A 14,242-nucleotide genomic window follows, 5' to 3' on the forward strand; every position below is an offset into this window, starting at 1 on the left:
ACGGTCCGCCGCCCGGTCGTCCCACCCCTTCGGGGTGACCCGCGGCGCGTATGGCACCCTCCCCGCGACCCGCCGGATGGCGTCCAGTAGGGTTTGGTCCGCATAAACATCAAACCCCTGCCCGACGCAGGGCGGCGACCGACCAGCGAGAAGGCCGCAGCCGAACAGCGCGGGCGAGACTCTCGGGAAGGCGCTACGTGAGTCCCAACGGCTCCGACCGCTCGCCGCGGCGCCCGATGCGGCGGAAGCTGCTGCAGGCACTGACCGCGGGCCTGGTCCTGGCGACCGCAACCGGTTGCACATACAAGGACTTCCCCCGCCTTGGTATGCCCACCCCGGCCACGGAAGAGGCTCCGCGGATCCTCTCCCTGTGGCAGGGCTCCTGGGCTGCCGCGCTCGCCGTCGGCGTGCTGGTGTGGGGCCTGATCCTGTGGAGCGCCATGTTCCACCGGCGCAGCCGCACCAAGGTCGAGGTTCCTCCGCAGACCCGGTACAACATGCCCATCGAGGCGCTGTACACGGTCGTTCCGCTCATCATCGTCTCGGTCCTCTTCTACTTCACGGCCCGTGACGAGTCGAAGCTTCTCGACCTCTCCAAGAAGCCGGACGTCACGGTCAACGTCGTCGGCTACCAGTGGAGCTGGGGCTTCAACTACATCGAGCCCGTTCCCGGTTCCTCCGGCAACGCCAAGACCGACCCGAACCTGTCCGCCATCCCGGACCGGTTCAAGAACGACTTCCCGGCCAACGCCGGCGGCGTGTACGAGGTCGGCGTGCCGGGCGAGCGGAACCCGCAGAACGGCAACCCGGGTCCGACCCTGTGGCTGCCGAAGGGCAAGACGGTCCGCTTCGTCCTCACCTCGCGGGACGTCATCCACTCGTTCTGGGTGCTGCCGTTCCTGATGAAGCAGGACGTCATCCCCGGCCACACCAACTCCTTCCAGGTGACCCCCACCATGGAGGGCACCTTCCGGGGCAAGTGCGCCGAGCTCTGCGGCCAGGACCACTCCCGGATGCTGTTCAACGTGAAGGTCGTCTCCCCGGAGCGCTACGAGCAGCACCTCAAGGACCTCGTGAAGAAGGGGCAGACCGGTTACGTTCCCGCCGGCATCGCGCAGACGAGCCACGAGAAGAACCGGGAGACGAACAACCTGTGAGCATCCTCAACGAACCTCAGGGTGCCGCGGCGGCCGAGAACGAGCTGCCGGTCCGGCGCAAGCAACCCGGTAACGTCGTGGTGAAGTGGATGACGACCACCGACCACAAGACGATCGGAACGCTGTATCTGGTCACGTCGTTCGCGTTCTTCTGCATCGGTGGCGTCATGGCGCTGCTCATGCGCGCCGAGCTGGCCCGCCCGGGCCTGCAGATCATGTCGAACGAGCAGTTCAACCAGGCGTTCACGATGCACGGCACGATCATGCTGCTGATGTTCGCGACGCCGCTGTTCGCCGGCTTCACCAACTGGATCATGCCGCTCCAGATCGGCGCCCCCGACGTCGCCTTCCCGCGGCTGAACATGTTCGCCTACTGGCTGTACCTGTTCGGCTCGCTGGTCGCGGTCGGCGGCTTCCTCACCCCGCAGGGCGCGGCCGACTTCGGCTGGTTCGCCTACGCCCCGCTGTCCGACGCGGTGCACTCGCCCGGCCTCGGCGGCGACCTGTGGATCATGGGTCTGGCCTTCTCCGGTTTCGGCACCATCCTCGGCTCGGTCAACTTCATCACCACGATCATCTGCATGCGCGCCCCGGGCATGACGATGTTCCGCATGCCGATCTTCACCTGGAACGTGCTGCTGACCGCGGTGCTGGTCCTGCTGGCCTTCCCGGTGCTGGCGGCGGCGCTGTTCGCGCTGGAGGCGGACCGCAAGTTCGGCGCCCACGTCTTCGACGCCACCAACGGTGGAGCCCTGCTGTGGCAGCACCTCTTCTGGTTCTTCGGGCACCCAGAGGTGTACATCATCGCCCTGCCGTTCTTCGGCATCATCAGCGAGGTCATCCCGGTCTTCTCCCGCAAGCCGATGTTCGGCTACATGGGCCTGGTCGGCGCGACGATCGCCATCGCGGGCCTGTCGGTGACGGTGTGGGCGCACCACATGTACGTCACCGGCGGTGTGCTGCTGCCGTTCTTCTCGTTCATGACCTTCCTGATCGCGGTCCCGACCGGTGTGAAGTTCTTCAACTGGATCGGCACCATGTGGAAGGGCTCGCTCTCCTTCGAGACCCCGATGCTGTGGGCGACGGGCTTCCTGATCACCTTCACCTTCGGTGGTCTGACCGGTGTCATCCTGGCCTCGCCGCCGATGGACTTCCACATCTCGGACTCGTACTTCGTGGTGGCGCACTTCCACTACGTCGTCTTCGGCACCGTCGTCTTCGCGATGTTCTCCGGCTTCCACTTCTGGTGGCCGAAGTTCACCGGCAAGATGCTCGACGAGCGCCTGGGCAAGATGACCTTCTGGATGCTGTTCGTCGGCTTCCACGGCACCTTCCTGATCCAGCACTGGCTGGGCGTCGAGGGCATGCCCCGCCGGTACGCCGACTACCTGGCGGCCGACGGCTTCACCGCGCTGAACACCATCTCGACGATCTTCTCCTTCGTGCTCGGCCTGTCGCTCCTGCCGTTCTTCTACAACGTGTGGAAGACCGCCAAGTACGGCAAGAAGATCGAGGTCGACGACCCGTGGGGCTACGGCCGCTCGCTGGAGTGGGCGACCTCCTGCCCGCCGCCGCGGCACAACTTCCTCACCCTGCCGCGGATCCGCAGCGAATCCCCGGCGTTCGACCTGCACCACCCCGAGATCGCAGCGCTCGACCACCTCGAGAACGCCGGCCACGGCAACGAGGCCCTCGTCGGCAGCAAGGAGGCCGGCAAGTGAAGATCCAGGGCAAGCTCTTCATGTGGCTGAGCGTCTTCTTCCTCATCGTGGCGATCGCCTACGGTATGTGGTCGAAGGAGCCGGCCGGTACGACGGCGCTCTTCCTGGCCTTCGGCCTGAGCATCATGATCGGCTTCTACCTGGGCTTCACCGCCCGGCGGGTCGACGTGGGCGCCCAGGACAACAAGGAGGCCGATGTCGCGGACGACGCCGGCGAGCTGGGCTTCTTCAGCCCGCACAGCTGGCAGCCGCTCGCGCTCGGCATCGGCGGCGCGCTCGCCTTCCTCGCCGTCGCGGTGGGCTGGTGGCTGCTGTACGTCTCGCTGCCGGTGATTCTGATCGGCCTGTGGGGCTGGGTCTTCGAGTACTACCGCGGTGAGAACCGCACCCAGTAGCACAGCACCGAGCACCGGGAGCCCGGACACTCCGTCAGGAGGGTCCGGGCTCCTGCTTTCGGCGCAGCGACGCTCCCTCGGACGGGTGGCCCACCGCGCCGATGGCGCCCCGGCTCCCTAGCGTGAGGCCATGAGCACCAATGGGTTTATTCGCGGCGCGGGAGCCGGTGCCGAGGAGGCGACCGTGCTCGGCCCTTCGGGCCCCGGCGCATCCGCCTCCTCTCCATCGGCCCGCCTGCGCACCCGTGGCGTCGTCGGCAGCGCGCTGCTGGTGGCCGCCCTCGGTGCGGGCGCCACCGCCTGCGGCGCGGACGGCAACCCGCTGGCCGCGGACCCGTACGACGCGGCGGACCAGATCACCTTCAACGGCCCCACCGAGACCGGCAAGAAGGCCGACCCGGACAAGCCCCTGGAGGTCACGGTCGACGGCTCGGACGGGCGCATCACGGACGTCACGGCCGTCGACACCGCCGGCCGCCACGTGTCCGGCGAACTCTCCGCCGACGGCACCCGCTGGCACAGCACCTCACCGCTGGCCGCCGGCGCCCACTACACGCTGAGGGTGAGCACGGAGGACGACGACGGCTCACCCGGCCGCAAGGTCCTCAGCGTGGACACCAGCAAGCCCAGGACCCAGAAGCGCGTCAACGTGAAGTTCGGGCCGCAGGCGGGCACCTATGGCGTCGGTCAGCCCATCACGGCCGAGCTCGACCAGCCGATCCGGGACAGGGCCCAGCGTGCCGTCGTGGAGAGCGCCCTCCGGGTCGACTCCATGCCCAGCGCGCAGGGCGCCTGGTACTGGGTGGACGACACGCACCTGCACTACCGGCCCAAGGAGTACTGGCCCGCCCACGCGCAGATCCGGGTGCACAGCAACCTGGAGAACATCAAGATCAGCGACCGGCTGTGGGGCGGCACCGCCAAGCCGCTGCGGATCACCACCGGTGACCGCATCGTCGCGGTGACGGACGCCGCGGCCCACACCATGTCGGTGTACCAGAACGACCAGATGATCAAGCAGCTTCCCGTCACCACCGGAAAGCCCGGCTTCGACACCCGCAACGGCGTCAAGGTCATCCTGGCCAAGCAGTACCTCGTCCGGATGAAGAGCTCGACCGTCGGCATCGCCGCGAACTCCTCGGACGCGTACGACCTGGACGTCTACTACGCGACCCGGGTGACCTGGAGCGGCGAGTACGTGCACGCCGCCCCCTGGTCGGTCGACGCACAGGGCCTGGCCAACGTCAGCCACGGCTGCACCGGCATGAGCGACCGCAACGCCGCGTGGTTCTTCGACACCGTCCACGAGGGCGACGTCGTCCAGGTGGTCAACTCCAAGGGCCACATGATGGAGCCCTTCGGCAACGGCTTCGGCGACTGGAACGTGTCCTGGACCAAGTGGCTGCAGGGCAGCGCGCTCACCACCGGGGGCAAGGCCGACCGGCCCCGGACCGAGCAGGCACGACTGAGCCCGCAGGGCCTGTGAGGCCCACCGGAGCGCAGGAGCCGGCCGTACGTCGACGTCCGCCGTACGCCCCGCCCGCCGTACGCCCCGTCCCCCGTGGCCGGGAGCCCGGAGGACGGGATCGGTCCGGGCGCGCGGCGCTAGGCGCTCAGCGCCGTGCGGTCCCGCAGGAGGGAGGCCAGGGAGGAGGCGAACTCCACCGGCTCCACCGGCAGCGTCACCGCCGCGTCCGCCCGGCTCCACGTGGCCAGCCAGGCGTCCTGGGGCCGGCCGATCAGCAGGAGCACGGGCGGGCACTGGAAGACCTCGTCCTTGATCTGCCGGCACATGCCCATGCCGCCCATGGGCACGGCCTCGCCGTCCAGGACGCACACGTCGATGCCGCCCCGGTCCAGCTCCCGCAGCACCGCGTCCGGCGTCGCGCACTCCACGAACTCCACGACGGGGGCGTCCGGAGCCGGCCGGCGTCCGGTCGCCAGCCGCACCTGCTCACGGGTGTTGGCGTCGTCGCTGTACACCAGCACCGTCGCGGTCGCCTGCATGGTTCCTCCACGCCTCTCAGAGACACAGCCTTGGTCGGGAACTTCCGGGTACCGATGGCGCGGATGCTACTCCCTTCAACTCGTGGTCGACAGCGGCTGGAACGCCGCTTCGATGGGCCATACGGGCTGGACACACCCCATGGACACTCCGAACGGCACCCCCCGGAGTGAGGGCGGGATAAGCGAGCGACATAATGTCGGCGTGGCGACAGCAACGACAGTAGAAACCGGGCACGCGCACCCGTCGGTCAATCGGCCGAACCTCACCAGTGTCGGAACCATCATCTGGCTGAGTTCCGAGCTGATGTTCTTCGCGGCCCTCTTCGCGATGTACTTCACCCTGCGATCGGTGACGGGTCCGACGCACTGGAAGGAGATGGCGTCCCATCTCAACCTTCCGTTCTCGGCGACCAACACCACGATCCTGGTGCTCTCCTCGCTGACCTGTCAGCTCGGCGTGTTCGCGGCCGAGCGGGGTGACGTGAAGAAGCTCCGGGGCTGGTTCATCGTCACCTTCATCATGGGTGCGATCTTCATCGGCGGTCAGATCTTCGAGTACACGGAACTGGTCAAGAAGGACGGCCTCTCGCTGTCCTCCGACCCGTACGGCTCCGTGTTCTACCTGACCACCGGCTTCCACGGCATGCACGTGACAGGCGGTCTCATCGCCTTCCTGCTTGTCCTCGGCCGTACCTACGCGGCCCGGAGGTTCACCCATGAGCAGGCGACCGCCGCGATCGTCGTGTCCTACTACTGGCACTTCGTCGATGTCGTCTGGATCGGCCTCTTCGCCACGATCTACCTGATCCGGTAATCGGCCGCCGTCCGCGGCGGTGTCGGTGTCACCCGAACGGGGAGGCCGGCGACCGAGCACCCGCGACGAACCGATCCAAGTCCCAGAAGCATCGACGCAGAAGATCCTGACACCGGGGTAATCCGTGAAAAAGCTCTCCGCACGACGACGCCATCCGCTGGCGGCGGTCGTCGTCCTACTCCTCGCGCTGGCGGCCACCGGGGGGCTGTACACCGCGTTCGCGCCCGCGAGCAAGGCGAAGGCCGAGGACACCGCCCAGTCCCTCACGATCGAGCAGGGCAAGAAGCTCTACGAGGTCGGCTGCGCCAGCTGCCACGGCACCGGTGGCCAGGGCACCACTGACGGTCCGAGCCTGGTGGGTGTCGGCGCCGCCGCCGTCGACTTCCAGGTCGGCACCGGCCGTATGCCGGCCCAGCAGCCCGGGGCGCAGGTCCCGAAGAAGAAGGTCATCTACTCGCAGGCCGAGATCGACCAGCTCGCGGCCTACGTCGCGTCCCTGGGCGCCGGCCCCGCCGTGCCCACCAAGAACGACTACAGCCCGGAGGGCGCGGACATCGCCAAGGGTGGCGAGCTGTTCCGCACCAACTGCGCGCAGTGCCACAACTTCGTCGGCAAGGGCGGTGCGCTGACGCACGGCAAGTTCGCCCCGGACCTCGAGAACGTGAGCCCGAAGCACATCTACGAGGCCATGCAGACCGGCCCGCAGAACATGCCGTCCTTCCCCGACACCACGATGACGGAGAAGAACAAGAAGGACATCATCGCGTACCTGAACGCGGTCAACGGCGACGACACCGTGACCCCGGGCGGCTACGAGCTGGGCGGCCTCGGTCCGGTCAGTGAGGGTCTGTTCGCCTGGGTGTTCGGACTGGGCGCGCTGATCGCCGTCGCCGTCTGGGTCGCCGCTCGGACCGCAAAGGCCAAGAAGTCATGAGTAGCCAAGACATGCCAGAAGAGAACCTGCCCGCTGAGCAGGCCCCCGCGCACGGCGCGGTAGGCGTCGCGGACGAGCGGAACCCGTTTGCGGATCCCGGTCTGCCGCCGCACGAGCACCGTGTCCAGGACATCGACGAGCGGGCCGCCCGGCGGTCCGAGCGCGCCGTCGCCCTGCTGTTCACGCTGTCGATGCTGGCCACCGTCGGCTTCATCGCCTCCTACGTGGCGATCCCGGCCGACCAGGTGATCTACGTCTTCCCGCTGGGCCACATCAGCGCGCTGAACTTCGCGCTCGGCCTGACGCTGGGCACCGCGCTGTTCACCATCGGCGCGGGCGCGGTCCACTGGGCCCGCACCCTGATGTCCGACGTGGAGATCGCCGACGAGCGTCACCCGATCGCGGCCTCCCCCGAGGTCCGTGCGAAGGTCCACGCGGACTTCGCGGAGGGCGCCAAGGAGTCGCAGCTCGGCCGCCGCAAGCTGATCCGCAACACGATGCTCGGCGCGCTCACCCTGGTGCCGCTGTCCGGCCTCGTGCTGCTGCGCGACCTCGGTCCGCTGCCCGAGACCAAGCTCCGCCACACGCTGTGGGCCAAGGGCAAGCGCCTCGTCAACACGAACACCAACGAGCCGCTGCGTCCCGAGGACGTGGTCGTCGGCTCGCTGACCTTCGCCAAGCCGGACGGCCTGGAGGAGACCGACGAGGACTTCCAGAAGGAGATCGCCAAGGCGGCCCTGATGATCATCCGGCTCCAGCCGGACAACATCAAGGACAAGCGCGAACTCGACTGGTCGCACCAGGGCATCGTGGCCTACTCCAAGATCTGCACCCACGTGGGCTGCCCGATCTCCCTGTACGAGCAGCAGACGCACCACGTGCTGTGCCCGTGCCACCAGTCCACCTTCGACCTCTCCGACGGTGCCCGAGTGATCTTCGGCCCCGCCGGCCACGCCCTGCCGCAGCTGCGCATCGGCGTGGACAGCGAGGGTTACCTCCAGGCGCTCGGCGACTTCGAGGAGCCCGTCGGTCCTGCATTCTGGGAGCGCGGATGAGCACTGCATCCAGCAACACGAATCCGGCCGACGCCGCGGGACGCTCCCGCGGCAAGGCACCGGCCGGCGAGCGCCTCGCCGACTGGGCGGACGGCCGGCTCGGGATCTACTCCCTGGCCAAGGCCAACATGCGCAAGATCTTCCCCGACCACTGGTCGTTCATGTTGGGCGAGGTCTGCCTCTACAGCTTCCTCATCATCATCCTCACGGGTGTGTACCTGACGCTGTTCTTCCACCCGTCGATGAACGAGGTGGAGTACCACGGCTCGTACGTCCCGCTGCAGGGACAGCTGATGAGCGAGGCGTTCAACTCGACCCTGCACATCTCCTTCGACGTGCGCGGTGGTCTGCTCATCCGGCAGATCCACCACTGGGCCGCGCTGATCTTCCTCGGCGGCATGTTCGTGCACATGATGCGCGTCTTCTTCACCGGCGCGTTCCGCAAGCCGCGTGAGATCAACTGGCTGTTCGGCTTCCTGCTGTTCGTCCTGGGCATGTTCACCGGTTTCACCGGCTACTCGCTCCCGGACGACCTGCTCTCCGGCACCGGTGTCCGCTTCATGGAGGGCGCGGTCCTGTCCGTGCCGATCGTGGGCACGTACATCTCGTTCTTCCTCTTCGGCGGCGAGTTCCCGGGCGGCGACTTCGTGGCCCGCTTCTACTCGATCCACATCCTGCTGCTGCCGGGCATCATGCTCGGCCTGGTGGTCGCCCACCTGATCCTGGTCTTCTACCACAAGCACACGCAGTTCGCGGGCCCCGGAAAGACCAACGAGAACGTCGTCGGCATGCCGCTGCTGCCGGTCTACATGGCCAAGGCCGGAGGCTTCTTCTTCCTGGTCTTCGGTGTGATCGCGGCGATCGCGGCGCTGTTCTCGATCAACCCGATCTGGGCGATGGGCCCCTACCGGCCCGACCAGGTGTCCACCGGCGCCCAGCCGGACTGGTACATGGGCTTCGCCGAGGGCCTCATCCGCGCGATGCCGGGCTGGGAGATCAACTTCTGGGGTCACACGCTGATCCTCGGCGTGTTCATCCCGCTGGTCCTCTTCGGCGTCGTGCTGATGATGATCGCGGTCTACCCCTTCGTGGAGTCCTGGATCACCGGGGACAAGCGCGAGCACCACATCCTGGACCGCCCGCGCAACGCCCCGACCCGTACCGCGTTCGGTGTCGCCTGGATCACCATCTACATGGTGGGTCTGATCGGCGGCGGCAACGACCTGGTCGCGACCCACTTCCACCTGTCGATCAACGCTGTCACCTGGTTCGTGCGGATCGCGTTCTTCCTCGGCCCGGTCGTCGCGTTCGTCATCACCAAGCGGATCTGCCTCGGCCTCCAGCGCCGGGACAAGGAGAAGGTGCTGCACGGTCGCGAGACCGGCATCATCAAGCGCCTGCCGCACGGTGAGTTCATCGAGGTCCACGAGCCGCTCAGCCAGGAGCAGCTCTACACCCTCACGGCGCACCACCAGTACGAGCCGGCCGAGATCGGCCCGACGGTCGACGAGAACGGCGTCGAGCGCAAGGTGAAGGGATCCGAGAAGCTGCGCGCCAAGCTCAGCGGCGCCTACTACGGCGAGGACTCCCAGATCACCAAGCCGAGCGTCGAGGAGTACAAGGAGATCACGAGCGGCCACGGCCACCACTGATCGCTGCGCACGCCACAAGGAAAGGGCCCTGTCCTCCATACGGACGGGGCCCTTTCCCGTGCCCCGGGCTGGATAGGGTGGAACCTGTTCGAGACCCGTGTCCCCAGTCCGGGACACCGACCCAGGAGCGGCTGATGAGCGCTGTGAACCCCGCTGGAGGCGACACCGCGGCGGGCCGTTCCTGGCCCCAGGTGCTGAACGGGCTGCTGGACGGCCGTGACCAGAGCGCCGACGACACGGCCTGGGCGATGGACCGGATCATGCGCGGCGAGGCCACCGACGCCCAGATCGCCGGTTTCGTAGTGGCGCTGCGGGCCAAGGGCGAGACGGTGGAGGAGATCACCGGCCTGGTCCGCGCGATGTACGACCACGCCAACGTCATCGAGGTGCCGGGCGAGACCGTCGACATCGTCGGCACCGGCGGCGACGGCGCCAGAACGGTCAACATCTCCACGATGTCGTCGATCGTGGTCGGCGGCACGGGCGCGAAGGTCGTCAAGCACGGCAACCGGGCCGCCTCCTCCGCCTCCGGGGCGTCCGACGTCCTGGAGAAGCTGGGCGTGAATCTGGAGCTGACGCCGCGGCGGGTGGCCCAGGTCGCGGAGGAGGCCGGGATCACCTTCTGCTTCGCGGTGAAGTTCCACCCGGCGCTGCGCCATGTGGCGGCGGCGCGGGGCCAGCTGGGCATCCGTACGGTCTTCAACTTCCTCGGTCCGCTGACCAACCCGGCGAAGGTGCGGGCGCAGGCGGTCGGCGTGGCCGACGCGCGGATGGCGCCGATCATCGCGGGCGTCTTCGCCGAGCGCGGCAACTCCTCCCTCGTCTTCCGGGGCGACGACGGCCTGGACGAGCTGACCACGACCTCCACCTCCCACGTCTGGGTGGTCCGGGACGGCAAGGTGTCCGAGGAGACCTTCGACCCGCGGGACGTCGGCATCGAGCCGGTGCCCGTCGAGGCCCTGCGCGGGGGCGACCCGTCCTACAACGCCGAGGTCGCCCGCCGGCTGCTGGACGGAGAGACCGGCCCCGTGCGCGACGCCGTGCTGCTGAACTCGGCGGCCGCGCTGGTCGCCCTGGAGCCGGGGTCCGGGACGCTGGCCGAGCAGCTGCGCGCCGGGATGGACAGGGCCGCGCGGTCGATCGACTCGGGGGCGGCGAAGCGGGTGCTGGAGCGCTGGGTGGCCGCCAGCAACGCCTGATCCGCACACGGCACGAGGCAGGGCGTGGTCCGCATTCCGGACCACGCCTTGCGCGTCGAAGATCGTGTGGCAGGATGGTGGACCAGGTCATGAGCGACAGCCATGCGGCCCCGGCCGGCTGTCCGGCAACCCTCCGTCCGTGGCGGGGTGCCCCGGGTGAGGACCAGGTCGTGGACAGCAAGGTCCGCGGCAAGCGCGGACCCCTCGCACGCTTTCTGAATGAGCGTGGGGCCAGGGGTCCTGGTCGTTCGAGGGAGCCTTCCGTGAGCAAGCGAATGCGTTAGGGCGTCGAGCCCCGCCTCCGCACACCCCTTTCTCCTTCCGCCGTGCTGGAGCTCCCTGCGTGCTTGAGCCGTAGTCGTGCTCGCACGGTGATTCCGCTTGCCTCTCCCAGGAGTCCGCCATGTCCGTCGTCACCGCTGCCCCCGCCGCTGCCCCTGCCGTCTGCCCCCCGCTGCCCGTGCTGGGCCGGGACGTCACCGTTCCGCTCGTCACCGGCGGCGAGGCCGGGTACGCCGCGCTCGACTACGCGGCCAGCGCCCCCGCCCTCCAGCGCGTCTGGGACGACGTGGCCGCCTACGCGCCGTACTACGGCAGCGTCCACCGCGGCGCCGGCCACCTCTCCCAGCTCTCCACCGACCTGTTCGAGAAGGCCCGGACGACCGTCGCCGGGTTCCTCGGCTGCCGTCCGGCCGACCAGGTGGTCTTCACCCGGTCCACCACCGACTCCCTCAACCTCCTGGCCCGCGCGCTGCCGCCCGGCTGCCGGGTCTTCGTCTTCGAGACCGAGCACCACGCGGCGCTGCTGCCGTGGCCGGGCGCCGACGTCACCGTCCTCGACGCGCCCCGCACCCCGCGGCAGGCCGTGGAGACCCTGGAGCGGGCCCTGGCCGACCGCGACCCCCACGGCCCGGCCCTGGTCTGCGTCACCGGTGCCTCCAACGTCACCGGCGAGCTGTGGCCGGTGCGGGAGCTGGCCGCCGCCGCGCACGCGCACGGCGCCCGGATCGTCCTGGACGCCGCCCAACTCGCGCCGCACCACCCGGTGTCGGTCGCCGACCTCGACGTCGACTGGGTGGCCTTCTCCGGCCACAAGCTGTACGCCCCCTTCGGCTCCGGCGTCCTGGCCGGCCGCGCCGACTGGCTGCGGGCGGCCGAGCCGTACCTCGCGGGCGGCGGTGCGAGCCGTAGCGTCGCCCGGCGCGCCGACGGGGGAGTGGAGGTGGAGTGGCACGAGAGCGCCGCCCGCCACGAGGCCGGCTCGCCCAACGTGATCGGTGCCTACGCCGTCGCCTCGGCCTGCCGGGCCCTCACGGAGGCCGGCTTCGACACGCTCGTCGCCCGCGAGCAGCACCTGCTGCGCAGGCTCAGGACGGGCCTCGCCGAGGTACCCGAGGTGCGGGTGCTCTCCCTCTTCGGCGACGACGCGCCGCGGGTCGGCGTGCTGTCCTTCGTCGTCGAGGGCTGGAACAGCTCCCACTTCGCGGCCGCGCTCTCCGCCGAGTACGGCATCGGCGTCCGTGACGGCCTCTTCTGCGCCCACCCCCTGCTCCGCACGCTGCTCGGCGCGGGCGCGGGCGCGGGCGCGGGGGCGCGGGGAGGGTGCGGCTCCCCGGAGACCGCCCCCGGCGAGCGCTCCCTGCACGCCGTCCGCGTCAGCTTCGGCGCCGGCACCCCCGACGAGCACATCGACCGCTTCCTGACCGCGGTGCGGGAACTCGTCCGGGACGGCGCGCGCTGGACGTACCGCACGGAGGGCGGGCGCTGCGTGCCGGTGGTCTAGCTTCGTGCCGGTGGTCCCGGGGTCCTGTCCGGGCCCCAGGGGCCGGTCAGGAGTCCAGCCCGATGGCGAAGGCCGCCTCCAGGTCGTGCTGGGAGTACGTGCGGAAGGCCACGTGGGTGTCCGTCCCCTCCACCCCCGGGATCTTGCTGATCCGCCCGGGGATGACCTCGGCGAGGTCCTCGTGCTCCCGCACCCGCACCATGGCGATCAGGTCGTAGGTGCCGGTGACGGAGAAGACCTCGCTCACGGAGTCCAGCGACGCGATCTGCTCGGCGATCTCGGGGATCCGGTCCACGCTGGTCTTGATGAGGACGATCGCGGTGATCACGGCTGGTTCTCTCCCTCGGGGGCCGGAGCAGGGGCGGACCTCACAATAGTCGCCCGGCCGAACCGGGCCCACGCGAAGCCGAAGCCGAGCCCGAAGCCGACCAGGTGCGCCAGGTAGGCCACCTGTGGCCCCTGGGCGGCCCGCCCGGCCGCCATCCACTGCAGGGCCGCCCAGAAGGGCAGCACGACCCAGGCCGGGAAGCGCAGCGGCAGGAAGAACAGGAACGGGAAGAGACTGGTCACCCGGGCCCTGGGGAACAGGTAGAGAAACGCGCCGAGGACCGCCGAGATCGCGCCGGACGCCCCCACCAGGGTCTGTCCGGACGTTGCGTTGGCGGCCGCGTAGCCAAGGAGGGCCAGGTAGCCGCAGCCGACGTAGAACAGCGTGAACTGGAGGCGGCCCATCCGTTCCTCGGTCATCGTCCCGAAGACGTAGAGGAAGAGCATGTTGCCGAGCAGATGCACCCAGCTGCCGTGCACGAACAGGGCCGTCGCCGGGGTCAGGGCGGCCCGCGGCGTGCCCTCGAACAGCACGGCGGGGATCACCCCCCAGCGGCGGAAGTAGGCCCGCTGGGCGGCGAGCAGCCCGTCGCCGGTCCCGTACGCCGGATCGAGTCCCGCCGCCGGTCCGGCCAGGAAGACCAGGCAGCACAGGACGATCAGGACGTACGTCATCGGCGCCGGCGCGCTCCGCACCGCCCTGACCACCCGGACCGCCCCGCCCGCCACCGCACTCCCGTTGCCACTCACGGAACAGAGCATGGCGTAACGGGACGCACCCGCACAGACTGCCTCGCCGCCGTGGACGGACGGGCGGCGAGGCGGTGCCACGCCGTAGGGTTACGAGCCACACGCGCCGGGGAAGCCGGCGCGTCACGGACACTAGAAGGAAAGCGAACAGCCACGATGACGGTTCCCCTGCCGACCGCCACGACGCGGTGGCGCTGCGCCCTCTGCGGCAATCTCACCCGCTTCGACGTGACGCGTTCGTCGAAGGTCGTCGAGTACGTCCACCTGGATCTGGCCGGAGAGCCCACGGTCGAGGAGCGCGAAGTGGTCAGTGAGACCATCGAGTCGGTGCGCTGCCGCTGGTGCAATGCGGTGGACCAGGTCGAACTCGTGGACAGGCCGGGCGCCGCCTCCTGAGCGGAACCGGCCCCGCAACCGTGATCCCCGCGGGGATCACACCGGACATTGG

The 14,242-nt window shown here is 69.3% G+C and carries 14 protein-coding genes and 1 riboswitch; of the genes, 11 read left to right on the forward strand and 3 right to left on the reverse strand.

Translation table 11 applies throughout. The features are described from left to right. Positions 1–197 precede the first annotated feature (197 nt). The 4 genes from coxB to ACF1A5_RS21865 all read left to right on the forward strand — a co-directional run bounded on the left by coxB (position 198) and on the right by ACF1A5_RS21865 (position 4,759). Complete coding sequence (gene coxB, locus ACF1A5_RS21850; protein WP_392194518.1) at positions 198–1,157, forward strand: cytochrome c oxidase subunit II; 960 nt, start codon at positions 198–200, stop codon at positions 1,155–1,157. Further along, entirely contained in the window at positions 1,154–2,878 is a 1,725-nt protein-coding gene (ctaD, locus tag ACF1A5_RS21855; protein WP_392194519.1) for a cytochrome c oxidase subunit I, read from the forward strand. Before coxB ends, ctaD begins: the two co-directional genes overlap by 4 nt. Beyond that, positions 2,875–3,273 (forward strand): cytochrome c oxidase subunit 4, encoded by a 399-nt coding sequence (locus tag ACF1A5_RS21860; protein ID WP_392194520.1) that lies wholly within the window; start codon positions 2,875–2,877, stop codon positions 3,271–3,273. The genes ctaD and ACF1A5_RS21860 overlap by 4 nt, the downstream gene beginning before the upstream one ends. Positions 3,274–3,403: 130 nt before the next feature. Continuing rightward, the gene (locus ACF1A5_RS21865) at positions 3,404–4,759 is read left to right on the forward strand and encodes an Ig-like domain-containing protein (RefSeq protein ID WP_392194521.1); all 1,356 of its coding nucleotides are present in this window, start codon (positions 3,404–3,406) and stop codon (positions 4,757–4,759) included. A 119-nt stretch (positions 4,760–4,878) separates the two neighbouring features. Here ACF1A5_RS21865 and ACF1A5_RS21870 read toward each other — a convergent pair whose 3' ends face one another. Beyond that, complete coding sequence (locus ACF1A5_RS21870) at positions 4,879–5,280, reverse strand: hypothetical protein (RefSeq protein WP_392194522.1); 402 nt, start codon at positions 5,278–5,280, stop codon at positions 4,879–4,881. A gap of 202 nt (positions 5,281–5,482) precedes the next feature. Here ACF1A5_RS21870 and ACF1A5_RS21875 point away from each other — a divergent pair, with 202 nt between their 5' ends. From ACF1A5_RS21875 to ACF1A5_RS21900, 6 genes are all read left to right on the forward strand, one after another. After that, entirely contained in the window at positions 5,483–6,094 is a 612-nt protein-coding gene (locus ACF1A5_RS21875) for a heme-copper oxidase subunit III (protein ID WP_356192853.1), read from the forward strand. Between the two features lie 124 nt (positions 6,095–6,218). Then, the gene (locus tag ACF1A5_RS21880; protein ID WP_392194523.1) at positions 6,219–7,028 is read left to right on the forward strand and encodes a c-type cytochrome; all 810 of its coding nucleotides are present in this window, start codon (positions 6,219–6,221) and stop codon (positions 7,026–7,028) included. Then, positions 7,025–8,083, forward strand: a complete 1,059-nt coding sequence (locus tag ACF1A5_RS21885) for a Rieske 2Fe-2S domain-containing protein (RefSeq protein ID WP_392194524.1) — start codon at positions 7,025–7,027, stop codon at positions 8,081–8,083. The genes ACF1A5_RS21880 and ACF1A5_RS21885 overlap by 4 nt, the downstream gene beginning before the upstream one ends. Continuing rightward, complete coding sequence (locus ACF1A5_RS21890) at positions 8,080–9,735, forward strand: cytochrome bc complex cytochrome b subunit (protein ID WP_392194525.1); 1,656 nt, start codon at positions 8,080–8,082, stop codon at positions 9,733–9,735. Before ACF1A5_RS21885 ends, ACF1A5_RS21890 begins: the two co-directional genes overlap by 4 nt. Before the next feature lie 134 nt (positions 9,736–9,869). Further along, entirely contained in the window at positions 9,870–10,934 is a 1,065-nt protein-coding gene (gene trpD, locus ACF1A5_RS21895; RefSeq protein ID WP_392194526.1) for an anthranilate phosphoribosyltransferase, read from the forward strand. Between the two features lie 85 nt (positions 10,935–11,019). Next, a riboswitch (SAM riboswitch) is annotated at positions 11,020–11,136 on the forward strand. A gap of 201 nt (positions 11,137–11,337) precedes the next feature. Continuing rightward, positions 11,338–12,717, forward strand: a complete 1,380-nt coding sequence (locus ACF1A5_RS21900; protein WP_392194527.1) for an aminotransferase class V-fold PLP-dependent enzyme — start codon at positions 11,338–11,340, stop codon at positions 12,715–12,717. Between the two features lie 46 nt (positions 12,718–12,763). Here the strand turns inward: ACF1A5_RS21900 and ACF1A5_RS21905 are convergent, their stop codons facing one another. Both ACF1A5_RS21905 and ACF1A5_RS21910 read right to left on the reverse strand, forming a co-directional pair. Continuing rightward, positions 12,764–13,045, reverse strand: coding sequence for an Lrp/AsnC family transcriptional regulator (locus ACF1A5_RS21905; RefSeq protein ID WP_037931200.1), 282 nt, complete (start codon positions 13,043–13,045; stop codon positions 12,764–12,766). Next, on the reverse strand, positions 13,042–13,719 hold the full coding sequence (locus tag ACF1A5_RS21910) for a rhomboid family intramembrane serine protease (protein WP_392194705.1): 678 nt from the start codon (positions 13,717–13,719) through the stop codon (positions 13,042–13,044). The genes ACF1A5_RS21905 and ACF1A5_RS21910 overlap by 4 nt, the downstream gene beginning before the upstream one ends. A 231-nt stretch (positions 13,720–13,950) precedes the next feature. On the opposite strand from ACF1A5_RS21910, the gene ACF1A5_RS21915 reads away from it, so the two are divergent. After that, on the forward strand, positions 13,951–14,190 hold the full coding sequence (locus ACF1A5_RS21915) for a hypothetical protein (protein WP_392194528.1): 240 nt from the start codon (positions 13,951–13,953) through the stop codon (positions 14,188–14,190). The last annotated feature ends 52 nt before the right edge of the window (positions 14,191–14,242 follow it).

Source organism: Streptomyces sp. NPDC014864, from assembly GCF_043081525.1.
Lineage (GTDB): Bacteria > Actinomycetota > Actinomycetes > Streptomycetales > Streptomycetaceae > Streptomyces.

What these genes read in the sequence shown, in the direction of transcription:
- ACF1A5_RS21865 (WP_392194521.1), top strand. Translation starts at nt 3,404, where the DNA reads ATGAGCACCAATGGGTTTATTCGCGGCGCGGGAGCCGGTGCCGAGGAG.
- ACF1A5_RS21870 (WP_392194522.1), bottom strand. Translation starts at nt 5,280, where the DNA reads ATGCAGGCGACCGCGACGGTGCTGGTGTACAGCGACGACGCCAACACC.
- ACF1A5_RS21885 (WP_392194524.1), top strand. Translation starts at nt 7,025, where the DNA reads ATGAGTAGCCAAGACATGCCAGAAGAGAACCTGCCCGCTGAGCAGGCC.
- ACF1A5_RS21890 (WP_392194525.1), top strand. Translation starts at nt 8,080, where the DNA reads ATGAGCACTGCATCCAGCAACACGAATCCGGCCGACGCCGCGGGACGC.
- trpD (WP_392194526.1), top strand. Translation starts at nt 9,870, where the DNA reads ATGAGCGCTGTGAACCCCGCTGGAGGCGACACCGCGGCGGGCCGTTCC.
- ACF1A5_RS21900 (WP_392194527.1), top strand. Translation starts at nt 11,338, where the DNA reads ATGTCCGTCGTCACCGCTGCCCCCGCCGCTGCCCCTGCCGTCTGCCCC.
- ACF1A5_RS21910 (WP_392194705.1), bottom strand. Translation starts at nt 13,719, where the DNA reads ATGACGTACGTCCTGATCGTCCTGTGCTGCCTGGTCTTCCTGGCCGGA.
- ACF1A5_RS21915 (WP_392194528.1), top strand. Translation starts at nt 13,951, where the DNA reads ATGACGGTTCCCCTGCCGACCGCCACGACGCGGTGGCGCTGCGCCCTC.